This is a genomic window from Nonomuraea fuscirosea (assembly GCF_035917475.1).
Classification (GTDB): Bacteria; Actinomycetota; Actinomycetes; order Streptosporangiales; family Streptosporangiaceae; genus Nonomuraea; species Nonomuraea fuscirosea.
The window spans coordinates 5,345,229-5,368,441 of sequence record NZ_CP109074.1; the positions used below are offsets into that span (position 1 = coordinate 5,345,229).

Below are 23,213 nucleotides of genomic sequence, written 5' to 3' on the forward strand. Positions count from 1 at the left end.
CAAGTGAAGATCACCGGAGTAGAGCTGCGCCGGATCGCGATGCCGCTGGTGGCGCCGTTCCGCACCTCGTTCGGGACCGAGACCTCCCGTGACATCCTGCTGGTGCGGGTGGTGACGCCCGACGCGGAGGGCTGGGGCGAGTGCGTGGCGATGTCCGGGCCGCTCTACTCCTCCGAGTACGTCGACGGCGCCGCCGAGGTGATCCGCCGCTTCCTGCTGCCGAGGCTGCCGCGGACCCTCGACGCGCAGGACGTCGGCCGCGCCCTCGAACCGATCAAGGGGCACCGCATGGCCAAGGCGGCGGTGGAGACGGCGGTGCTGGACGCGCAGCTGCGGGCGGCGGGCCAGTCGTTCGGCCGCTTCCTCGGCGCGGCCAGGACGCGCGTGCCGTGCGGGGTGTCGGTCGGCATCATGGACTCTGTCCCGCAGCTCCTCGACGCCGTGGCGGGCTTCATCGACGAGGGGTACGTGCGCATCAAGCTGAAGATCGAGCCCGGCTGGGACGTCGAGCCGGTGCGGGCGGTGCGCGAACGCTTCGGCGACGACCTGCTGCTCCAGGTGGACGCGAACGCCGCCTACTCCCTCACCGACGCCCGCCACCTGGCCCGGCTCGACCCGTTCGACCTGCTGCTGATCGAGCAGCCGCTGGCCAACGACGACCTGGTCCAGCACGCCAAGCTGGCCACGCAGCTGCGGACGCCGGTCTGCCTGGACGAGTCGATCGAGTCGGCCGAGCACGCCGCCGCAGCCATCGCGCTCGGGTCGTGCTCGATCATCAACATCAAGCCGGGCCGGATCGGCGGCTACCTGGAGGCGCGCCGGATCCACGACCTGTGCCGGGCCAACGGCGTCGCGGTGTGGTGCGGCGGCATGCTGGAGACCGGCCTGGGCCGGGCGGCCAACGTGGCGCTGGCCGCCCTGCCGGGCTTCACACTGCCGGGCGACACCTCCGGCTCGCGGCGCTACTACGCGACCGACGTCACCGAGCCGTTCGAGCTGGCGGACGGGCATCTGGAGGTGCCCGCCGGGCCGGGGCTGGGCGTGGAGCCGATCCCGGCCGTGCTCGACGAGGTGACCACGGCCACGGAGTGGATCACCCTCTGAGCCTGGGCACCGCGGCCAGCAGGGCGCGGGTGTATTCGTGCGCGGGCTCACCGACGACCTGTTCGGTGGGCCCGACCTCGACCAGGCGGCCGTGGTGCATGACGGCGACCACGTCGGCGACGTACCTGACCACGGCCAGGTTGTGCGAGATGAACAACATCGTCAGGCCCAGCTCGTCGCGCAGCCCGCGGACGAGGTTGAGCACCGCGCCCTGCACGGACACGTCGAGCGAGCTGGTGATCTCGTCGGCGACCAGCAGGCCGGGGTTCCCGCCGAGGGCCCGGGCGATGGCGACGCGCTGGCGCTGCCCGCCCGACAGCTCGCGCGGGTAGCGCCCGGCCAGCTCGGCGGGCAGGCGGACGAGGCCGAGCAGCCGCTCCACCTCTTTCGGCCCGGCGCCCTCGGCGATGGTCCTGCCGACGGTCATGCGGGGGTTCAGCGAGGCGTACGGGTCCTGGAACACCATCTGCACGCGGCGGGCGCCCTCCACGCTGCCGGTGTGCGGCACGAGCCCGCACACGGCCCTGGCCAGCGACGACTTGCCCGATCCCGACTCGCCGACGAGCCCGACGACGCCGCCGTCGGGGATCTCCAGCGTGACGTCGTCCACGGCGGTGAAGGCGCCGAAGCGCACGCTCAGGTTCTTGATGATCATTTGACCTCCCAGCAGGCGACCCGCTGCCCGGGGCCGTGCGCGACGAGTTCTGGCCGCTCGGACTCGCACCGGGCGGTGGCCAGCGGGCATCGGGGGGCGAACGCGCACCCGAGGCCGATCTGGCCGGGGGCGGGCTGGGTGCCGGCGATGCCCGCCAGCGGCGTGGAGCGGTCGGTGTCCAGGTCGGGCAGGGAGGCGATGAGCGCCTTCGTGTACGGGTGCGCGGCCCCGTCCGCCAGCCGGCCGGCGGGCAGCTCCTCGACGACGCGGCCCGCGTACATGACCACAACCCGGTCGCACAGCTCGCCCACGACGGCGATGTCGTGGGAGATGAACAGGGTGGCCGCGCCCGTCTCCTCGACGACCTCGCGCAGCAGCCGCAGGATCTGCCGCTGCACGGTCACGTCGAGCGCGGTCGTGGGCTCGTCGGCGACGATCAGGCGCGGCGTGCCCATGAGGCCCATCGCGATCACGGCGCGCTGCCGCATGCCGCCGGACAGCTCGTGCGGATGCTGCCTGGCGCGGCGTTCCGGTTCCGGCAGGTGGACGTGGCCGAGCCGGTCCACGGCGCGGCGGCGGGCCTCGGCGCGGTCGGCGCCCTCGTGCACGATGGCCACCTCGGCCAGCTGCCCGCCCACCTTGAGCGCCGGGTTGAGCGCGGCGAGCGGGTCCTGGAAGACCATGGCGAGCGCGGTGCCGAGCTCCTTGTCCGACAGCGTGGCGACGTCTCTGCCGCCCAGGCGCAGCGCCGTGTGCGTGACGGTCCCCGGGTAGGGGACGAGCCCGCCGATGGCGGCGGCGGTCAGGCTCTTGCCGCTGCCGGACTCGCCCACGAGGCCGACGATCTCGCCGGGCGCCACGGTCAGGGAGAGCTGCCGCACGGGGGTGACGCCGCCGGGGAAGGTGACGGTCAGGTCGCGTACCTCCAGCACCGCGCCGGGGTCCGGCTCGCCCGCGCCGTCCGCGACGGGCGGGGCCGGCGTCCGCTCGCGGACGACGGACGTCCGCGCGGCGGCCCTGGCCAGGGCGTCGCCGAGCAGGTTGAAGCCGATCCCGGCGAGCGCGACGGCGGCGGCCGGGCCGAGCGCCACCTCCGGCGTGACGTAGATGCGCGGGAAGCCGTCGAACAGCAGCCGGCCCCAGTCGAAGTCGGGCGGCTGCACGCCGAGCCCGAGGAACGACATCCCGGCCAGGCCGAGCAGCGCGCCGCCGAGCGCCTGGGTGAGGTTGAGGATGAGCGGCTCGGCGATGTTGGGCAGCACGTGCCTGGTCAGGATGCGGCGGCGGGGCACGCCGAGCATGCGGGCGGCCGAGACGTAGTCGGCGTTCGCGACGGTGGCGGCCAGCGTCTGGGTGAGCCGGGCGAAGCCGGGGGCGATGGCCGCCCCGATGCCGAGCACCGCGCCGCGCGCGCCCAGCCCGGTGACGACCGCCGTGAACATGGCCAGCAGCAGCCCGGGGAAGGCCACCAGGGCGTTGACCGTGCCGGTGGCCAGCCGGGCGGCGCGCCTGGGCAGCACCGAGGGCAGGGTGCCGAGCACGATGCCGGCCACCGCGCCGATGGCGGTGGCCGCCAGCGCCAGCAGCAGCGAGTACCGCCCGGCCACCAGGACCCTGGCCAGCAGGTCGCGGCCGAGGTTGTCGGTGCCGAGCGGATGGCCGGGCGAGGCTCCCTGAAGGATCGCGGCGGCGTCGATGCGCACGGCCTCGTCGCCCCAGATGGGCGGCCCCACGACGGCCAGCACGGCCATCGCCGCCACGATGACGGCCCCCGCGACTCCCGGCGCGTTCCTGCGCGACCAGCCGGTCATCAGGCCTCCTTGATGGCGGACGTCGGGTCGAGCGCGCCAAGCACCAGGTCGACCGCGAGGTTGACGACCAGGACGAGGGCGCCGTAGACGAGGATCACGCCCTGGGCCACCGGATAGTCCTTCTGTGTGATGGACTCGACGATCTTCAGGCCGAGCCCGGGCCAGGCGAAGACGTACTCGACCAGCACGCCGCCGGCGATGAGCGAGGTCAGCAGCAGGCCGCCGACGGTCAGGGTGGCGGTCAGCGTGTTGGGCAGCACGTGCCGCAGGTGCAGTCGGGCGGCGGGCAGCCGTTTGGCGCGGGCCAGGCGCACGTAGTCCTTGGCCAGCTCGCGCAGCGTCTCCACGCGCGAGATGCGGGCGATCATGGCGGCCGGGCCCAGCGACAGGGCCAGGACGGGCAGCACGTACGTGAGCGGCCCCGCCTTGCCGGCCGGTGGGAACCAGCCGAGCGCGATGGCGAAGACGGTCACGAGCGCGATGGCGTACAGGAATTCGGGCACGGCCACGGCGGTGCCGGTGGTGGCGCTGAAGCCGAGCTCGGTGCCCCGGTTGCGGCCGTTCTCGGTGCGGACGGCGGCCCACATCCCGAGCGGCACGGCGATCAGCAGCGCCACGGCGGTGGCGAGCAGCGCCAGCGACAGGGTGTTGGGCAGTCGGCTGGCGATCACCTCCCCGACCGGCTCGCCGGTGAGGAACGAGGTGCCGAAGTCGCCCGTCACGACGCCGGTGACGTACGTGAGCAGCTGCTCCGGCAGCGGCCGGTCGAGGCCGAGCGCCGCCCGGCGGGCCTCGACCAGCTCCAGAGGAGCGGCCGGGCCCAGGGCGGCGCGGACGGGGTCGCCGGGGATCAGGTGGATCATCGCGAACGACACCACCATGAGCACCCCCAGCGACACCGCGAACCGCACCAGTCGCCGCACGCCGAGACGGCGGGTCATTCAGTCAGCCTCCCTGGGTCAGCCGGATCGTGGCGGGCACGAACACCCCGGCGTACTGCTGGTACGTGGCGCCCTTGGTGGCCTGGAGGACGGTCTGCTCGACCACGGGCACCAGGTCGGCCGAGTCGAACAGGGCCGACTCCGCCTCCAGCCACTTCGGGCAGCCCTCGGTGGCGGGAACCCGGCCGGCCTCGGCGACGAGCTTCTCGTACTTCTTGTTCGCCAGGTGCGCGAAGTTGGCGCCCTTGGGGGCGGCGGGTCCGGACAGGAAGCCGATGAGCTGGCTCGGCAGCGTGACGCCGATGGGCAGCCAGATGACGTCCCAGTCCTGGGTGGCGTTGAGGGACTCGGCCAGCTTGGTGTCGATCTGGCCGTTCAGCTTCACCTCGGCGCCGACCTTGCGCCAGGCGGCGGCCAGGTATTCGGCCGCGGCCTGCGTCCCGGCGCCCTTGGTGGTGGCGTAGAGGTAGCGCAGGGTGAGCCGCTTGCCGTCCTTGACCCGGATGCCGTCGGGGCCGGGCTTCCAGCCCGCCGCGTCGAGCGCCGCCTTGGCGGCGGCCTCGTCGTAGGCCGGCACGTGCCCGGTGACGGAGTCGCCCTGGCAGGGGCGCGGGTGCAGGACGAGGCCGGTGGCGGGCTTGCCGGTGCCGCTGGTGGCGATCCCGGCCAGCTCCTTGAGGTTGACGGCCTGGGTGAGCGCCTTGCGCACGGCTGGGTCGTGGGCGGGCCTGTCGTCACCCTGGTGGTAGAAGAACTGGCCGTTCTGGAGCGGTTCGACCACCTTGCCGATGCCGGGGGCGGCCTCCAGGCGGGCGCGGTCGGGGCCGAGGACGAGGGCGCCGTTCAGGCCGCCGGAGATGAGCAGGTTGGCGGCGGTCTGCTCGTTCGGCATGATCTTCACCACCACGGTCTCCGGGATGTCCTTGCCGGTGCCGCCCTCCTGGCCCCAGGCGTACTCCCTGCGGGCCTTGAACGTGTAGTGGTCGCCGGGCACGGCCTCGGTGAGCTTGTAGGGGCCGCTGCCGGAGGTGCCGCGGGCCAGCAGGGAGCGGTCCTCGTGGCCCTTGCCGCAGACGACGTAGAGCGACCGGGCGGTCTCCAGGATGAAGCTGAACGGCTCCGGCATCGACAGGGTCACGGTGCCGGCCGCCTCGTCGGCCTCGGCCTTCATGCCGGCGGGCACGATCACGCCGTAGATGGGCGACTTGGTGGCGGGGTCGGCGATGTGGTTGACGCTCTTGGCCACGTCGGTGGGTGTGACCGGCGAGCCGTCCGAGCAGGTGGCGTCCTTGCGCAGGGTGAAGGTGACCTTGTCCGGCTCGACCTCCCACTTCTCCGCCAGGAGGGGCATGGTCTTGCCGTCCTTGGAGACGCCGACCAGGGTGTCGTAGGCGAGGGACAGCGTGGTGATGGTGACGTTGAGCACGGCCCCGGAAGGGTCGAGCACGCCGGGGTCGGCCGAGAGGGCGTAGGTGAACGTGCCGCCCCCGGCCGGCCCGCCACCTCCTTCGCCACCCCCGTCGGTGCCTCCGCAGGCGGCCGCGAGCAGGGCGAGCGCGGTGAGGGCCGCCGCTATCGGTGTTCTCATGGGCACTCCAGACGAGCGAGGGGGAGAGCACCACCTTCCCCGCTCACCCCCGGCCCCTTCTTCGTGGCCGGTCACGAAAAAGCCGGGGCCGCTAGTGCTGGCGTCCGAAGATCCTCATCTGCAGCATCACGGTGAGCCTGGCGTCGGGGTCGGCCAGGTCGAGCCCGCTGATCTCGACCAGGCGTTTGAGCCGGTAGCGGAAGGTGTTGGCGTGCACGTGGACGCGGGCGGCGGCCTGGTTGACGTCGCCGAACGCGTCGAGATAGGCCCCCAGTGTGGCGGCCAGTTCGGTGCCGTGTTCGGCGTCGTGGTCGAGCAGCCGCTGGTAGGGCCCGGTGGGCGCCTGGTCCTCGGCGGCGGCCACGTCGGCCACCTGGAGCAGCAGCGACTCGAAGTGCACCCCGGTGTATCCGGCGGCCTGGCCGGCGGTGCCGCCGGCGCGCAGCACGCGCAGGGCGCGGTCGGCGTCGGCCCTGGACCTGGCGACCTGGGCGAGGCTGAGCGCGAGGCGGCCGACGCCGATGTTGGCCGCGTGGCGGGGGCCCACCCTGGCCAGGAAGCTCTCGGCCACGCGGACGGCCCGCGCCTCCTCGTCGCCGCCGGCGGCCAGCGGCAGCACCGCGTACGCGACGGAGCCGACCAGCGCCGCCGCGGCCTTCGGATGGATGGCGGCGACGTGCAGCGCGAGCGCATCGCAGAAGCGCTGCCTGTCGCTCTCGCCCTGCGCCGGGTCGGCGGGCACGCCCGCGAGCTGGGCGGCCAGCACGCACAGGCGGGTGGTGGCGATGCCCAGCCGGCCGGCCGCCTCGGCGGCGTCGGCACCGCCGGCCAGGACCGTGGACAGCAGGTCGGCGCGCAGCCGCCGCTGGGTGTCGGCCCCGGCCCGTTCGCGCAGGAGTTGCAGCGCCACGATCTTGGCCGCGTCGGCGAGCGCGCGCTGCCGCTGCGGGCTGAGCGGCTCGTGCACGACCGCCCAGATGGAGCCGAGGATCTCGTCGCCGACCCGCACCGCCATCGCGGCCCGGTTGACGATGTCGTCGTCGTCGAGCTCGATGTGGATCGGCTCGTGGCTCTGGTAGAGGCGCTTGAAGACGCCCTGGGCGTCGAGCTGGCGCAGGTAGCGCTCGGGCACCTGCAGGCCCAGCACGGTCTCCACCCGGCCGGGGTCGGTCTCGTCCTGGCGTCCGGAGAAGGCCAGCACCCGCGAGGACCTGTCCTCGATCGTCACGGGCGCGTCCAGCAGCGCGCAGACGGCGTTGGCCAGGGAGAACAGGTCGCCGTACGCGCCCTCCCCCGGCTCGGCCAGGTCGCCCTCGGCCAGCAGGGAGCGCAGCAGCGCCGCCACCTGCGCCCAGGAGGCGGCACGGGTGAGGCCGAGCACGGCCACGCCGGTCTCCAGCACGGCCGCGCGCACCCGCTCGTCCACGTCCACCGGCAGCTTGACCACCATGCCGGTGGCGTGCGGGGCCCGGGCGAGCAGGGCGCAGATGTCGTCCGCGCCCTGCACGCCGACCGCGAGCAGGATCGCCCCCGAGGGGACGATCAGCTCGTCGAGCGGGTCGTAGATGTGCACCCCCGTCACCTCGGCGTCGAGCGAGCCGGGCGAGGCGGCCACGTCGAGCACCGTCGTGCCGAGGTCGTGCAGGATCCGCCCGAGACTGGCGCGTGGGCGGTTCTTCATCCGGTCACGATAGTCCACGGCGCGGGCGGCCGCCTCAGCCGGTCTTCGGCGTCGCGCGGGCGCCCAGGTGCACGTACGGGGAGCCGTCGGGCAGCTCGTAGAACACCGCGGACAGCCAGGACGGGTCCTCGGGCGACTTGAGCACGAACGTCGTCTCGTCGACCGGGACGAGCTCGAACTCCTGCGGCTTCTCCAGCTCGGCCAGCGCGCCGGTGGCCTCCATCCGCAGCCACGGCTTGCCGTCGCGCAGCGACACGTCGAGGATGGCACCCGCGCGCTCGTAACGGCCGACGTAGCGGGAGGCGTCCACCTCGACCGGCGTCTCGGGCGGGCCCAGCGTGGCCGGTACGGACAGGCCGTCGAGCTCGGCGAACAGCTCGGTCGCCACGCGGTGGGTGAACGCGCCGGAGTGGCCGCCGTTGACGGTGACGCAGGCGATGGTGCCGGTGCCGGGCACGGCCCAGAGCATCGCGTGCTGGCCGATGGTGTTGCCGCCGTGGGAGATGACGCGCTGGCCGCTCCACTCGTCCACGATCCAGCCCACGCCCCAGTGGCGGCCGAGCGCGTACGGGTTGGGGATGTCCACCTGCGGCTCCCACATGACCTGCGGGTTCTCCAGCAGGCCGCCTTCCAGGTGGGCCCTGGCGAAGGCCACCACGTCGGCGGGGCGGGCGCAGATCAGGCCGGCCGGGCCCGCCGAGCGCATGAGCCCCCACACCGGGGCGGGCTCGCCGTCCACGTGGCCCATGGCGGCGCGGAAGCGCAGCACGTCCTCGGGCAGGGTCCAGGTGTGGGTGAGGCCGAGCGGCTCGCCGATGCCCTCGCGCAGCACGTCGTCCCAGCGCTTGCCGGTCAGCTTCTCCAGCACGCGGCCGGCGATGCTGAAGCCCGAGTTGCAGTAGGACTGGGTGACGCCGAGCGGGTGGTTCTGGGCCAGGTCGGCGCAGGCCGCGACGTACTTCTCCACGCAGTCGTCGCCGCGCCCGGTGTCGAGGAACAGGTCGCCGTCGATGCCGCTGGTGTGGGTGAGCAGATGCCTGATCGTCACCTTCTTGGTGACCTCGGCGTCGGCCACCTTGAACTCGGGCAGCACCTCCAGCACCGGCGTGTCGAGGGTGAGCCGGCCCTGCTCGATCTGCTGCATGATCAGGGTCGACGTGTAGACCTTGGTGACCGAGCCGATCTGGAAGAGCGAGTCGGTGGTGACGTCGACGCCGGTGGCCTTGTTCAGGGTGCCGGCGGCGAACTCGTGCAGTTCTCCCTCGTGCAGGTACGCCAGCGCCGCGCCGGGCACCTCGTACTCGGCGATCAGCTCGGGGAGCCGCTGACCCATTGCTCCAGCCACGCGAGGATCCTTTCGTTGTAGTCATAGCGGTGTGAGGGCCGGCCGTTCAGGATGAACAGGTGGGAGGCCCCCGGGTAGCGCACGAGCCGGACGGGCACCCGCCGCTCGCGCAGCGCGGCGAACCACTGCTCCGACTGGCCGATGGGGCACCGGTCGTCGTTCTCGCCGTGCAGCAGCAGGGTGGGCGCGGTGACCTCCCCCACCCTGGTCAACGGTGACTGGGCGGCCAGGTCGCCCGGGCACTCCTGGGTGGCGAGCAGGTGGCCGACGTCGGAGGTGCCGCCCACGACGGCCAGGTCGGTGACGGCGCCGCCGGCGATCGCCGCCTTGAACCGGTCGGTGGCGCCGGTCAGCCAGCACGTCATGTAGCCGCCGTAGCTGTAGCCGGTGACGGCCAGCCGCTCGGGGTCGGCGACGCCGTCGGCCACCAGGTCATCGATCGCGGCCAGGAAGTCCTGGGTGTCGGCCAGGCCCCACGCGCCGACGGCGGCGGTGTAGAACGCCTCACCGTAGCCGTCGCTGCCGCGCGGGTTGAGCGCCAGCACGGTCCAGCCGCGCGCCGCCAGGACGTGGTGGTAGAGGTGGAAGCCGTCGAGCACGGGAGCCCAGGCGTTGTGCGGGCCGCCGTGGACGTCCAGCAGCAGCGGGCCCGGGGTGGTGGCGTTCTCGTCGCGCAGGACGAAGCCCTCGATCTCGGTGCCGTCGGGCGCGGTGAAGGTGCGCCGGACCGGCGTGTACGGCTCCGCGTCCGGCAGGGCGTGACCGGTGAGCCGGCGCGGCTCGCCCCCGCCGGGCTCCAGCAGGAAGACCTCGCCCGCGGTGCGCGGATCGGCGGCCACGTACGCGATCCGCCCCGCGGCCACGCTCGCGCCGGACACGCTCACCTCCTCGGGCTCCTTCACGGGCACGAGCCGGCGGCCTGGCGCCTGGTAGAGGTGGGAGCAGCCGCGGTCGCGGACGCAGAAGACCAGTTCGCCGCCGAGCAGCGCCGGGGTGGCGCCGGGATAGCCGGGGTGGCCGAGCATGACGTTGCGGTCGAGCCCCGTCTCCACCTCGGCCACGCCCCCGTCGCCGCCGGGGTCGAGCGTGTAGAGCCGGACGTGCCCGACGAGCTCGCCCTTCATCCCGGCGATCAGCAGGCGGTCGCCGAGCCACCACACGCCGGCGCAGATGATCCCGGGGTCGGTCAGCCGCTCGGGCACGCCGCCCTCGGGCGGCACGAGGTACACCGCGCCGCCGTACTCCAGGTCGCGGTCGGGCTCCATGTCGGCCACGAACGCCAGGCGGCTGCCGTCCGGCGCCCACGACGGCTCTCCCGCGTGGAAGTCGCCCTCGGTGACCTGCGCGGACTCGCCCGAGGCTACGTCCACCACGAACAGCTGCGTGGTGACGCCGCGCAGCAGCCCGGCCCCGTCGGCCTTGTGGTCGAGCCGGTCGGCGACGACGGGGGCGTTCGGGTCGGGCGCCTGCCCGCCCGGCCCCGACGGGCCCGAGTAGGCGATCCGGGTCCCGTCGGGCGACCAGCACGCCGCCCCCGCGCCGAGCGCGGCCGAGGTCAGGACGGAGGGCTCGCCGCCGTCCATCGGCAGCAGGTGGAGCTGGGCCGCGCCGCCGCCCGCCGGGCGCAGGAACGCGAGCGTGCGGCCGTCCGGCGACCAGCGGGGTGAGCTGCCCGCGGCCAGGCGGCGCGGCTGCGCGCCGGGGTCGTCGCAGGAGACGAGCCAGATCTCCGAGCGGTTCTCGTCGCCGTCCCGGTCGACGGTGGTCAGCGTGTACGCGACCGCGCCGCCGTCGGGGCGCAGCGCGGGATCGGAGGGTACGGCGAAACGGTGCAAGTCCTCCAGGGCGAGTCGTGGCATATCCGAACCGTAGGCCACCGTTCAGCCTCCTGCTTCGGCGTGCGCGACGAACAGGGCCGCCCCCGTTGTGCTCACCGCCAACCGGGTGGGCGGACACCGGTGGCGGGGCTCGCGTACAGGACGTGACGGCTGGTCGGGGAGAATGTGAAGGCCAACGTTAAAGTGAAGATCCCGCGCCGGTTTCGGCACCTCTCTCCCCCGAACGGCGGGCGCGCCCTGACGCCCGCGAGAATGGATGGTCAGCCATGGTCGGCAAGCCGGAACGCCACGTCGCCGTGTTCGGCGCCGGATACATCGGTCTGGTGACCGGCGCCTGCCTCGCCGAGCTCGGCCACCGGGTGGTGGTCCGCGACATCGATCCGGACAAGGTCGCCCTGCTGCGGGCCGGCGACGTGCCGATCTACGAGCCCGGCCTGGGCGACATGATCGCCAGGAACAAGGAGCGGCTGACCTTCACCCTCGACCTGGCCGAGACGCTCGACGGCGCCGAGATCGCCTACGTGTGCGTGGACACCCCGCCCTCGGCCTCCGGCGACGCCGACCTGTCCCGGCTGTGGGCGGTGGTGAAGTCGCTGGAGGGCGCGGCGCACCTCAAGGCCGTCGTGGTGAAGTCGACCGTCCCGGTGGGCACGGGCGCGCGCGTGCGGGCCGCGCTCGACGCGGCGGGCCTGGCGCACGTCGGCTACGCCGCCAACCCCGAGTTCACCGCCGAGGGCCGGGCGGTCACCGACTTCCTCAAGCCCGACCGCATCGTCATCGGCTCGGCCGACGAGGCCACCGCCGCCCTGATCACCGACCTGCACGACGGCGTCGACGGCCCGGTCGTGGTGATGGACGTGCGCTCGGCCGAGATGGTCAAGCTGGCCTCCAACGCGCTGCTCGCCACGAAGATCAGCTTCATCAACGAGATCGCCACCCTGTGCGAGAAGACCGGCGCCGACGTCGAGGAGGTCGCCCGCGCCGTCGGCCTCGACCACCGCCTCGGCCCCCACTTCCTGCGTCCCGGCATCGGCTGGGGCGGCTCCTGCTTCCCCAAGGACTCCGAGGCGCTGCGCCAGCTCGCCAGCAACACCGGCTACCACCTGCAGCTCCTGTCGGCCGTCATCGACGTCAACAACCTGCAGAAGCGCCGGGCCGTGCAGAAACTCCACGACGAGCTGGGCACGCTGGCGGGCATGCGGGTGGCGCTGCTCGGCCTGACGTTCAAGCCCGGCACCGACGACATGCGCGAGGCGCCCAGCACCGTGCTGGCGGCCCGGCTGCTGGCCGAGGGCGCCGAGGTGCGGACCTGGGACCCGATGGCGCGCCCGGCCGGCGTGGAGCCGTGGAGCTCGACGACCCGGCACCCGACGCCGGAGCTGGCCCTCGCGGGGGCCGACGCGGCGATCGTGGTCACCGAGTGGCCGCAGCTGAAGGAGGTCGACTGGGCGGGCGCGGCGTCGGTCATGCGCCGTCCCGTGCTCTACGACGGCCGCAACCTGTTCGATCCGGCGGCGATGCGGGCGCTCGGCTACACGTACATGAGCGTCGGAAGGCCCTGACCGGCACCCGGAATAAACCGTTGCGGCGCGGTGCTGAAGCCCGCACTATGTTCCTCATGTTCCAGCACGCTCACCTCGCGACGCCCGCACTGCCGGGCGCGCTCGGGCGTGCCTGCGACGGCCTGGAGCGCTGACCTCTTCCCGTACGTCCACGTGACCCGGCGGGGAGAGGTTGACCGGCCCATGACGGGTCACGGCGAAAACTCCAGGTTTCGAGGGAAGGAACCATGGCCAAGCAGGCCTACGTACGCAACAAGCCGCATCTCAACATCGGCACGATGGGCCACGTCGACCACGGCAAGACCACGCTGACCGCCGCCATCACGAAGGTGCTGGCCGGGCGCGGGCAGGCCACGTACACGCCGTTCGAGCGGATCGACCGTACCCCGGAGGAGGCCTCCAGGGGGATCACGATCAACATCTCGCACGTCGAGTACGAGACCGCCACCAGGCACTACGCCCACGTGGACATGCCGGGCCACGCCGACTACGTGAAGAACATGATCACGGGGGCGGCGCAGCTCGACGGCGCGATCCTCGTCGTGTCCGCGCACGACGGCATCATGCCGCAGACCAGGGAGCACGTGCTGCTCGCCAAGCGGGTCGGCGTCGAGCACCTGGTCGTGGCGGTCAACAAGGCCGACGGCGCCGACCCGGAGCTGATCGACCTGGTCGAGCTGGAGCTGCAGGAGCTGCTCGCCGAGCACGGCTACCGCGACGTCCCGATGGTCCGGGTGTCCGGGCTGCGGGCGCTCGAGGGCGACCCCGCCTGGACGGCGTCGATCGACGAGCTGCTGCGGGCGGTGGACGAGCACATCCCCGTGCCCGTGCGGTACGTGGACGCGCCGTTCCTGATGCCGGTCGAGAACGTGCTGACGGTCACCGGCCGCGGCACGGTCGTCACCGGCGCCATCGAGCGCGGCACGGTGCGGGTCGGCGACACGGTCGAGGCGATCGGGTTCGGCGACGGGTTCTCCGCCGTCGTGACGGGCGTCGAGACGTTCGGCAAGACGATGGAGCGGGGCGAGGCCGGCGACAACGCCGCCGTGCTGCTGCGCGGGGTCCGCAGGGACCAGGTGCGCAGGGGCATGGTGCTGGCCGCGCCCGGCAGCCAGCGGGCCCTCGGCTCGTTCACCGCCCGCGTCTACCTCCTCACGCCGGAGGAGGGCGGACGGCGGCGGCCGATCGCGACCGGGTACCGGCCGCAGTTCTACCTGCGCACGACGGACGTGCCGGGTGAGCTCGTCCTGCCCGCCGGCGTCGTCGCCCGGCCGGGCGAGACGGTGGAGGTGGCGGTCGAGCTGGGCAAGGCGGTGGCGCTGGAGGCGGGGCTCGGCTTCGCGATCCGCGAGGGCGGCCTCACGGTCGGCGCCGGCACCGTCCTCGCCGCCCCGGCCGAGATCGTCCGGCCCTCCGCCCCGGCGGAGGTCGCCTGACGCCTGGTGCCGACGGGTGCGGTGCCCCGGTCGCCTCACGCGACCGGGGCATCGGCCAACGGCCGGGTCCCGTCACACGGGGCCCGGCCGCTTCATGTCAAGCGCGGTCGAAGCGGAGGCGGAGGGTGGTGCGGCGGGCCAGCAGGTCGTAGGCGGGCAGCGGGCGCGGGCCGCAGGTGGCCGTGCCGATGCCCTGGTGGGCGAGGTCGAGGTGGAGGTGGAGCCGGTCCCCCGCCACCAGGTCGGGCAGGTGCCGGGCGGCGGCCAGCTCGGCGGCGCTCCAGCGGCGCGTGGTCAGCCCGAACACGGGCTCGCCGGACACCCGGATCCCGCCGAGCTCGGCCCACCGCACGTCGGCGCGGTGCCCGTTCTCCTGCGGGCGCACGTACGGCGTCTGCAGCTCCTCGACCGTGGCCGACCACCGGCCGACCCGGGCCGACATGCCCGTGTCCGGGTACGCCTCCCCCGGCCCAGGCCCGAACCACGTCACCCGGTCCACCGCGGAGCCGGGCAGCGTCATCGTCACCCCGATCCGGGCGACCGGGTCGCGCCAGTTGCCCTCCGGCTCGATGTCGAGGACGAGCCGCAGGCCGCCGTCGAACGTCCACCGGTACGTGGCCAGCATCCCCAGGTTCGTCGCCGCCGGCGCGACCCGGGTGCGCACGACCAGCTCCTCTCCTACGGTGATCTCCTCCACCCGGTGGGTGAGGCGGTGCAGGCCGAGCCGGTGCCACTTGTCCGCCAGGCCATCGGCCCGGTCGTTGTCGGTGGGGGCCCGCCACAGGTCGAGCCGGGGCCCCTCCACCTCCGTACCGAACAGCCGCACGAGCCGCCCGGTGGCCGCGTCGAACGCGCTGTCCCCCGCGATCAGCTCATCCCGGGCGCCCGCGCCTCCGCCGTACCGCAGGCCGACGCCGTCACCCGCCCCCCCGTCCTGACCGGCCTCGCCGTCGCTCACCCCGGCGCCGTCAGCCGGCTCGCCGGCGGCGCGGGTGAAGGAGGTGAGGAGCTCGTTCGGCGCGGGCTCGTGCAGCGTCAGCAGCGCCTGCCCCCAGGCCACCTCGTGTCCGGCCGGCGCCCACGGCTCGTCCGCGGCCAGCTCGGCGCGCACGGTCAGCCACCGCTCGCCGCCCGGCCGGTCCGGGAAGCCCGGCAGCTTGCACTCGCCGCCCGCCGCGGGCACGTCGAGGCGGTGCTCGGCGACGGTCTCCCCCTCGACCTGCGCGACGGCCACGAACCGCAGGTGGGAAAGGTCGGTGAATCCATGGCCGTTGACGACCCGGACGACCCCGTCGCCGAACTCGAATTTGACCGGTTCGAACACCTTCTTCAGGTCGATCAGCCCGGGGGACGGCGTCCGGTCGGGGAACACGAGACCGTCGATGACGAAGTTCCCGTCGTGCACGGGCTCGCCGTAGTCGCCGCCGTAGGCGTACCCGTGCTCGGGATGCGCCAGCCCGTGATCGATCCACTCCCAGATGAACCCGCCGGCCAGCCGCGGATAGCGTTCGAACAGCTCCTGGTACTCGGCCAGCCCGCCGGGCCCGTTGCCCATGGCGTGGGCGTACTCGCACTGCAGGAACGGCAGCTGCCGCCGCCGCGCGTCCAGCTCCGGATCGTCGAGCGGGTCCTCCTCGCGCCGGCCGATGGCCTCGACCTCGGCGTGCGAGGCGTACATGCGGGAGTAGACGTCGGTGTGCGCGCACGACCAGTCGCCCTCGTAGTGCAGCGGCCTGGACGGGTCGCGCTCACGCGTCCAGGCCGCCATGACGGCCAGGTTGCGGCCGACGCCGGCCTCGTTGCCGAGCGACCACATGATGACGCTGGGGTGGTTCTTGTCGCGTTCGACCATCCGGCGCATGCGGTCGAGCAGCGCGTCCTCGTAGCGCGGGTCGTCGGTGGGGTTGCCGCGCCAGCCGAACCCGCCGAAGCCGTGCGTCTCCAGGTCGCACTCGTCGATCACCCACAGGCCCAGCTCGTCGCACAGGTCCAGGAAGTCGGGGTGCGGCGGGTAGTGGCTGGTCCTGACCGCGTTGACGTTGTGCCGCTTCATCAGCAGCACGTCCTCGCGCATCGTCTCGTACGGCACCGCGCGCCCGTGCTCCGGGTGGAACTCGTGCCGGTTGACGCCCTTGAGCAGCAGCGGCCGGCCGTTGGCCAGGAGCACGCCGTCCTCGATGGAGATGCTGCGGAAGCCGACGCGCAGCCGTACGGTCTCGCCGGGGCAGGTCACCACGGCGTCGTACAGGTGCGGGGTCTCGGCCGTCCACGGCCGGACGCCGACCGTGATCTCGGTGCCCGGTTCGAGGTTCTCGACGCCGAGTTCGGGGACGCTGAGCGTGCCGGGGCCGTCGAAGCTCAGCGTGCCGCGTCCGTCCGCCGCGTAGGAGGCGCGCACGAAGACGTCGGCGGCCGAACGGGTGAGCGTGACGTCGCGGAAGATGCCGGGCAGCCACCACATGTCCTGGTCCTCCAGGTACGTGGCGGCCGACCACTGGTGCACGCGCACGGCCAGCACGTTGCGGCCGGGACGCAGGTAGGGGCCGGCGTCGTACTCGACGGGCAGCCGGCTGCCGGTCGAGAAGCCCAGCTCGTGGCCGTTCAGCCAGACGCGGGCGAAGGACTCCGCGCCCTCGAACCGCAGCCGCCCGCCGGTCCAGCCCTCGGGCAGGTCGAAGACGCGGCGGTAGTCGCCCGTGGGGTTCTCGTCGGGCACCCGCGGCGGGTCGACGGGGATCGGGTAGACGACGTTGGTGTAGGCGGGCGCACCGTGCCCGTGCAGCACCCAGTGGGACGGCACGGGCAGGTCGTCCCAGCCCGAGTCGTCGTAGTCGGGCCCGGCGAAGTCCTCGGGGACGTTCGCGGTCGGCGACAGGCGGAAGCGCCACGTCCCGTTGAGATCAACGGAAGGGGCGTCTGTACGGAGGGCTGCCCGGGGTTCGAGGCGGCCCGAACCAGGGGAGAAAGTTTCGAGGTCCATCTCGGCCGAGCCTAGAGGTTCGACCGAGTTTCGTCAGCGTTGAGGTCTTCGTCCGTAACCGATCACCCCTCGAACGGCCCCGCGACCCGCCCGCTACGGCGGTGGGAGGACACCACCTCCCCGAGATCCGATGAGGGCCCGCCGGTGCCCGGTGGGGAGGCGGCGAGGTAGCCGGCCAGCAACGCCTCGGCGACCGCGCCCACGGCGTCGTCGTCCGGCAGGAAACCGGGGCTGTGCAGCCCGGCCGCGGTGTCCACGCCCACGAACATCATCAGCGACGGCGCCACCTCGCCGTAACGCGCGAAGTCGTCGGCCCCGCACGAGCGCAGTTCGTCGTCGACCGTCCACCCCTGCTCCCGCAGCCGCTCCCCCGCCCGTACGGCCAGCGCCCGGTCGTTGACCAGGATCGGCTCGCCGGGCAGGATCTCGACCTCGGCCACGCACCCGTACGCCCGCGCCGTGTCCTCCACCACCTGGGCGAACCGCTCGTGCAGCCGCTCGCGCCACTTGCGGGACATGGTCCGCAGCGTGCCTCTGGCCACGGCCTCGCCGGGGACGGCGTTGGGCGTGCTGCCCGCGTTCACCGTCCCGAACGTGACCACGGTCGGCACCATGGGGTCGGCGACCCGGCTGACGAGCTGCTGCGCCGCCACGATCACCTGCGCCATGGCCAGCACCGGGTCCCGGGTCAGATGCGGGTAGGCGGCGTGCCCCTCGGCTCCCCTGACGGTCACCCTGAACTCGTCCGACGAGGCGTTCACCGGCCCGGGAGCGCAGGCGATCGTCCCTCCGGCCAGCACGGGCTGCACGTGCGCGCCGATCATGGCCTGCACACGATGCCGCCCGAGCACCCCGGACGCGACGACATCGAGCGCCCCGGACGGAAAGGTCTCCTCCCGCGGCTGCAACACGACCAGCAACGGCGCCGGCGCACCCACGTCGCGAGCACGCACATCGGCCGCGTGCGCCTCACGGGCATACCCGTCGGAAGCGTGCGCGTCGCGGGCGCCGGTGGCGGCGATGGCGCGGGCGAGGGCGACGACGGCGGCCAGGTGGACGTCGTGGCCGCAGGCGTGCATGGCGCCGTTGACGGAGGCCCACGGCACGCCGGTCTGCTCGGCGATGGGCAGCGCGTCCAGCTCGCCGCGCATCCCCACCGCCGGCCCCGCCCCGCCGATCCGCAGCACCGCGCCGGTGCCCGCCACCTGCTCGACGGCTCCTTCCGGCAGCGCGTCGAGCACCCGCTTCAGCGTCGGCTCCTCCTGGCCGGACACCCTGGGCAGGGCGTGCAACTCACGCCGCAACGCCGCCGCGGCGGGCAGTTCCCGGCCCAGCGCCGCCAGCAACGCCACCCGCAGCTCCGCCCCCGGACCCGCGCCACCGCCCGTGCCTGCGCCCGCGCCACCGCCCGTGCCTGCGCCCGTGCCTGCGCCCGTGCCTGCGCCCGTCTCCGGGTTGCCCGTACCTGCGGCCGCCCTCCGGCCGTTCGCACTCACTCACTGCCCCCGCTCGAAAATCACCGAACCACGAACGCCTCTCTCATCCCCCGGATCCCAGCCCGTAGACACGGCGCGCGTTCCCCGCCCCCACCATGCCGGCCACCCGCAGCGCCTGCGCCAGCGACCACTCGCCGTCGGCGACGAACCCGCCCAGGACCCGCGCCATCGCCCGCCGCCACAACAACGCCCCCAGGTGGTGCAGCTCGGCGGGCCCGAAGGCGTCGGAGGAGAACAGGATCTTGGCGAACGGCGCCACCTCCAGGCTCTCCGCCACCAGCGCCACGCTGCGCGCCCCCGTGTAGCTCACCCCGAGGCCGACGTCGAAGAACACGTTCGGGTACGCCTGCGCCAGGAACCCCGCGTGCCGCTGGTACGGATAACAGTGCAGCAGCACCAGCGGCACCCCGGTGGGCTCGGCCAGTTCGATCAGCCCGCGCAGCAGCAGCGGATCGGCCCGCCGCAGGTCCACGTCGGGATCGCCGTAGCCGATGTGGAACTGCAGCGGCAGCCCCCGTTCCAGTCCGGCCCAGATGAGGTGCCGCACCAGCACCGGATCGCTCAGCCGCCCGCCACCTGAGTCCAGCCATCGCCCCGCGGCCAGGGTCACCTCGGCGGGCGACGGCGGCGCGGGGTCGAAGTCGAGGCCGCACCGGTAGGCGGCGACGCTCTTGAGCCCGCGCGCCGCACGGGCGCGCTCGTCCAGCGCCCGCCCGAACCGGTCGGCGAACGCGTCCGCCGCGCACCCGAGGGCGGCCACCCGCTCGGCCACCTGTTCCAGCCGCACCACCTCGTCGGTGGGCGCCCCGCTCGCCTCCGCCATCCCCGAAGGGCCGAGCAGTTCGTCGCCGCGGTAGCCGGTCTCGACCAGGAAGTGCCTGATCCCGCTGGCGCCGAGCAGCCGCCGGTTGACCTCGCCCGCGCCGAGCCTGGCGCGCCGGGCCAGGTACTCCTCCGGCGTGCAGAAGGGTTCGAGGCCGAGCACGGGCGCGCAGTGGCGCAGGACGGCGAACCCGAGCTGGGAGTCGAACTGGGTGGTCCACTCCGGCACGGGGCGGTCGGACTCGGTGATCAGTTCCTCGAACGCCGTGCGGGACAGGTCGTGCGAGGTCGCCCCGTGCACGTGGTGGTCCACCAGGGGCAGCTCGTCGATGGCCTGGGTGAGCGCGGCGGGCACGAGATCGAGCTCAGCGGACATCTGGGGTTCCTCCCGTCTGGCGGTCGCACGATCCCGTACCCTCGCTCCCTGCCCGCGACCCGCCTGCCGCACACACAGGCCCATCGCCCACAAAGGCCCCACGGGACGGCGACCGTCCCGTGGGGCCCGGAAGCGCGGGCGTCAGGCGGCGGCCTTGGCGGTCGCCGTCACGGTCGCCTGCCGGGTGACGCCGCTGACCGTGACGGCCACCGTCACCCGGCCGGCCCGCAGTGCCGTCAGCGTGCCGGTGTCCGGGTCGAGCACCGCCACGTGCCAGGGCTTGGCCGTCTCGCGCGGGCCGACGTGCAGGTTCGGCGAGCCGGACCAGCCGGCCGACACCGGGTACGCGGCCGGCACCGTCCTCGTGCCCTGGACGAGCGAGGCCGTCACCGTGGCGGGCCTGCCGACGGCGACCGTGGCGGGGGCCGTCAGCGTGAGCTCGTCCACGTGCGGGCGGACCTGGGTGCCGATCCAGTCGGGCGCGTCGGCGAACCAGTTGCGCCTGACGTGCTCGGCCTCGGCCCGCGTCACCGGGTCCACACCCCACAGCGACCAGCCGGTGAACCCGCCGTCGTCCGGGGCGGTGGCGGGGTTCTTGCCGGAGTTGCCGTTGATGAAGTACGGCACCGCGTCCACGCGGGAGGCGTGGAAGGTGCCCACGTGCGCCCCGATGAACGCCGCCCCCTTGCCGGTGGTGCGCTGGAAGTCGGCCAGCCAGCCCTCGACCAGCGCGGCCTCCTTGCGGTCGCCGAGCTGGCTGCCCTTGCCGGGCGTCGGGTCGCGCGGCGGCACGTGGAACAGGACGGTGACCGACCCGATCGAGGCGTCCTTCGCCGCCTGGTCGAGTTCGGCGCGGAGCAGGGCCACCTGGTCGTAGCCGCCGCCCCTGAGGTTGAGGCGGGAGGTGTCCAGGGTGATGAAGCGGGTGCCCTTGTGGTCGAAGGTCCCGTACGTGTCGCCGAAGACGGCCTGGAAGTTGTCGATCTTGCCGCCCATGACCTCATGGTTGCCCGGGATGTAGTGATATTTCACCGTTCCGCCGAGCTCTTCGTCGAGGATCCGCTTCGCCAGCGCGAAGTCCTCGGGCGACGCCTCGTCCACCAGGTCACCGTTGATCAGCAGGAAGTCCGGCTTGGCCGCCTTGATCTCGCGCAGCGTGCGGCGGGCGTTCTTCACGATGTCGCTGTCCGGCTCCCTGGCCACGAACTGGGCGTCCGACATGACCGCGAAGCGCCACGGCATCTTCGCCACCTCGGCCTCGACCACCGGATCGCTCACCTTGGGCGCGGCCGGGGTCTCGACCGACGGCGGCACCTTGGCGACCAGGCCGTCGATGAGGATCTCGTTGGTGTAGGCGACGTCGGCCTTGGTCTCGGCCACGTAGAAGCGGCGCAGCTTGAGCGGGTAGGTGACGCCGGGCGGCACGGTGAACTCGACGAACTTCCAGCCGGTCCACGTCATGTACGGCCCGCGCAGGATCTGCGACTGCCCGAGCGCGTCGTAGAACTCCAGGCTCGGCCACTCCCCCTTGCCGGTGGAGTTGATCCACATCCCGAACGCCTGCGGCTGCCCGTCCACCACGATCTGCTGCGGCGGGCTGGCGTAGGCGGCGCGGGTGGCGGTGGAGGTGGAGAAGTCGTAGGAGAGCTTCAGCCCGCCGCCGCTCTGCCCGGGCGCGGCCGACAGGTTGCCGGTGGCGCGGGCGGCGGCGAACGTCCACGACGCGGCGTCCTCGAAGTCGGCGACCGGCTTGTCCTCGAACCCGACCGTCACCGGCACCGCCGTGGTGAGCTTGCCGACCTTGGCGGTGATCAGCCCGGAGCCGGTGGCGCCCTTGGCCTTGACGGTGAAGTAACCCTGCTCGGCGGCCGTCACCTCGAACAGGCTCTTGTCGTAGTCGAGCTTGAGGTCGGCGGGCTCGACGGGCGCGGAGTTGCCGTTGCGGTCGTAGCCGACCACGCCGAACGTGGCCGTCTCGTCCTGACCGGCGATGCCGAGCCGGTCGGCGGTGGCGCCGAGCCGCTCCAGCGGCTGCAGCACGGTCAGCTCGATGCTGCCCTTCGCGCTCCCGCGCGCGGCGGTGACCATGGTCTGGCCGGGCACGAGGGCGTGGAACCTGCCGTCGCGCACGACGCCGTGCACGGCCGGGTTCGAGCGCCAGGACGGGGTGCCGGCGGCGGGGCCGTACGTCTCGTCGTAGCCGGCGGCACGCAGCCGCCTGGTGAGGCCGGGGAAGACGCGGTCGGGACGTCCGCCCGCGACCGGCCCGACGCCGGGTGCCCTGGCCGGGTCGCTCGCGGTCTCCAGCCAGTAGCCCTTCAGCTTGCCGCTGCCTTCGGGCGCGTAGAGCGCGAGGCCGTTGGGGACGTGCCGCTCGCCGCCGTCGGAGGGGCTGTTCTCCACCTGGACGTCGGCCGATCCGGGCTCGCGGGCCAGCATGGTGGAGGAGCCGCCGCCGTCGAGGTTGAGCGCGTTCGCGGCGCCGAGGTCGGCCATCATCGCGGCCAGCTCGTTCAGCGTGACGCCGCGGCTGTCGGCCTGGCGGCCGTCCACGGTCAGCAGGTACATCTTCCTGCCGTCGGCGGAGAATCCGACGGCGGTACGCGGGTGCGCGGCCTGGTCGGCGGAGTTCTGCACGACCCCGTCCTTGACCAGCACCCAGTTGCCGCCCACGGCGGCCTTGACCTCGCCCCCGGCTGACGGCTTGGGCCGGTAGCGCACGTCGACCCGGTCGCCTGTCCTCAGCGCGGACAGCGCGGCGGCCCCGGCGTCGCGGCCGAGCAGGATCGTGGTTCCGGCGGGGACGGGACCGGTGCCGGCGGAGCTGCGTACCTCGGTGACGACGCCGTCCACCAGCACGACCTCGGCGACGGACGTGGCGCCCTCGACGGCACGGGCCCGGTTGTAGGAGCCCCACAAGGGCGTGAACAGCCCGACGCCGCCGCTCTGCACGATCTGGTTGAACTGGGTGAGCGCGATCGGCGCGCCGCCTGCGGGGGTGGCGCTGCCTTCGAAGTACATCTTCAGCACGCGGCCGACGCCGTCGCCGCCGACGGCCACCGCGTTCTCGTGCCCGGCCACCGGCGACTGGATCAGCGCGCCATTCTGCACGCCGATGCCCTGCGCGGCGCCGGAGTTGTTGATGTCGAAGAAGTCGCCGTTGACGGCGGCCACGGCGCGCGAGCGCTTGACCGGCGCGGACAGCGGCTCGGTCTTGCTCACCTCGCCGGAGAAGACGTAGTCGGCCTTGACGCCCGGCTTGCCGCCGAGCTCGGCGGTGACGGCGTCCGCGCGCAGCCAGCCGAGCGCGTCGTAGGTGTCGAACGAGGTGAGCGAGATGCCCGGCGCGACCGGCCGGGTCCGCTTGTCCGTCACCAGCCGCGCCTGGCCCTGTTTCTGGCTGGGAGCGGCCCGGGTGAGGAGCGTGGAGGGCGCCGGGTAGGACGACGCGTCGAGCGCGTCCTCTGCGGGGGGAGCGGGTTCGGCCTGCGCGGGCGCGACGAGGGCCATGGGGCCTAACACGAGCGCGGCGGCGGCCAGCAATCGGAGGGTCTGCACGACCGAACTCAATCGCTCGT

The 23,213-nt window shown here is 73.5% G+C and carries 14 protein-coding genes; 3 read left to right on the forward strand and 11 right to left on the reverse strand.

The window, feature by feature from the left end; genetic code table 11:
* Positions 1-3: 3 nt before the first annotated feature.
* On the forward strand, positions 4-1,104 hold the full coding sequence (gene menC, locus OIE67_RS24515; RefSeq protein WP_181307250.1) for an o-succinylbenzoate synthase: 1,101 nt from the start codon (positions 4-6) through the stop codon (positions 1,102-1,104).
* Here menC and OIE67_RS24520 read toward each other — a convergent pair.
* From OIE67_RS24520 to OIE67_RS24550, 7 genes are all read right to left on the reverse strand, one after another.
* Positions 1,094-1,759: an ABC transporter ATP-binding protein gene (locus OIE67_RS24520; protein WP_106237272.1), complete on the reverse strand. Its 666-nt coding sequence runs from the start codon at positions 1,757-1,759 to the stop codon at positions 1,094-1,096. The two genes, menC and OIE67_RS24520, sit on opposite strands and share 11 nt — an antisense overlap.
* Positions 1,756-3,570: a dipeptide/oligopeptide/nickel ABC transporter permease/ATP-binding protein gene (locus OIE67_RS24525; protein ID WP_326644151.1), complete on the reverse strand. Its 1,815-nt coding sequence runs from the start codon at positions 3,568-3,570 to the stop codon at positions 1,756-1,758. Before OIE67_RS24525 ends, OIE67_RS24520 begins: the two co-directional genes overlap by 4 nt.
* A complete protein-coding gene (locus OIE67_RS24530; RefSeq protein WP_106237268.1) occupies positions 3,570-4,511 on the reverse strand; it encodes an ABC transporter permease in 942 nt (313 codons plus the stop codon). The genes OIE67_RS24525 and OIE67_RS24530 overlap by 1 nt, the downstream gene beginning before the upstream one ends.
* 4 nt (positions 4,512-4,515) lie before the next feature.
* Positions 4,516-6,099 (reverse strand): ABC transporter substrate-binding protein, encoded by a 1,584-nt coding sequence (locus OIE67_RS24535; protein WP_326644153.1) that lies wholly within the window; start codon positions 6,097-6,099, stop codon positions 4,516-4,518.
* A gap of 91 nt (positions 6,100-6,190) precedes the next feature.
* Positions 6,191-7,780: a PucR family transcriptional regulator gene (locus OIE67_RS24540; protein ID WP_106237264.1), complete on the reverse strand. Its 1,590-nt coding sequence runs from the start codon at positions 7,778-7,780 to the stop codon at positions 6,191-6,193.
* 34 nt (positions 7,781-7,814) lie between these two features.
* Positions 7,815-9,125 (reverse strand): serine hydrolase domain-containing protein, encoded by a 1,311-nt coding sequence (locus tag OIE67_RS24545; RefSeq protein WP_326644157.1) that lies wholly within the window; start codon positions 9,123-9,125, stop codon positions 7,815-7,817.
* Positions 9,089-10,984, reverse strand: coding sequence for a S9 family peptidase (locus tag OIE67_RS24550; protein WP_326644159.1), 1,896 nt, complete (start codon positions 10,982-10,984; stop codon positions 9,089-9,091). The genes OIE67_RS24545 and OIE67_RS24550 overlap by 37 nt, the downstream gene beginning before the upstream one ends.
* A gap of 245 nt (positions 10,985-11,229) precedes the next feature.
* Here OIE67_RS24550 and OIE67_RS24555 point away from each other — a divergent pair, with 245 nt between their 5' ends.
* Complete coding sequence (locus tag OIE67_RS24555) at positions 11,230-12,525, forward strand: UDP-glucose dehydrogenase family protein (RefSeq protein ID WP_106237255.1); 1,296 nt, start codon at positions 11,230-11,232, stop codon at positions 12,523-12,525.
* Between the two features lie 227 nt (positions 12,526-12,752).
* Positions 12,753-13,961, forward strand: coding sequence for an elongation factor Tu (tuf, locus tag OIE67_RS24560; RefSeq protein ID WP_106237253.1), 1,209 nt, complete (start codon positions 12,753-12,755; stop codon positions 13,959-13,961).
* 97 nt (positions 13,962-14,058) lie between these two features.
* On the opposite strand, the gene OIE67_RS24565 is transcribed toward tuf, so the two are convergent.
* The 4 genes from OIE67_RS24565 to OIE67_RS24580 all read right to left on the reverse strand — a co-directional run bounded on the left by OIE67_RS24565 (position 14,059) and on the right by OIE67_RS24580 (position 23,193).
* A complete protein-coding gene (locus tag OIE67_RS24565) occupies positions 14,059-16,941 on the reverse strand; it encodes a glycoside hydrolase family 2 TIM barrel-domain containing protein (protein ID WP_326644162.1) in 2,883 nt (960 codons plus the stop codon).
* 62 nt (positions 16,942-17,003) lie between these two features.
* Entirely contained in the window at positions 17,004-18,293 is a 1,290-nt protein-coding gene (locus tag OIE67_RS24570; protein WP_326644164.1) for a M20 metallopeptidase family protein, read from the reverse strand.
* 187 nt (positions 18,294-18,480) lie between these two features.
* Positions 18,481-19,635 (reverse strand): amidohydrolase family protein, encoded by a 1,155-nt coding sequence (locus OIE67_RS24575; RefSeq protein WP_326644166.1) that lies wholly within the window; start codon positions 19,633-19,635, stop codon positions 18,481-18,483.
* A gap of 141 nt (positions 19,636-19,776) precedes the next feature.
* Positions 19,777-23,193 (reverse strand): phosphodiester glycosidase family protein, encoded by a 3,417-nt coding sequence (locus OIE67_RS24580; protein ID WP_326644168.1) that lies wholly within the window; start codon positions 23,191-23,193, stop codon positions 19,777-19,779.
* Positions 23,194-23,213: the final 20 nt, after the last annotated feature.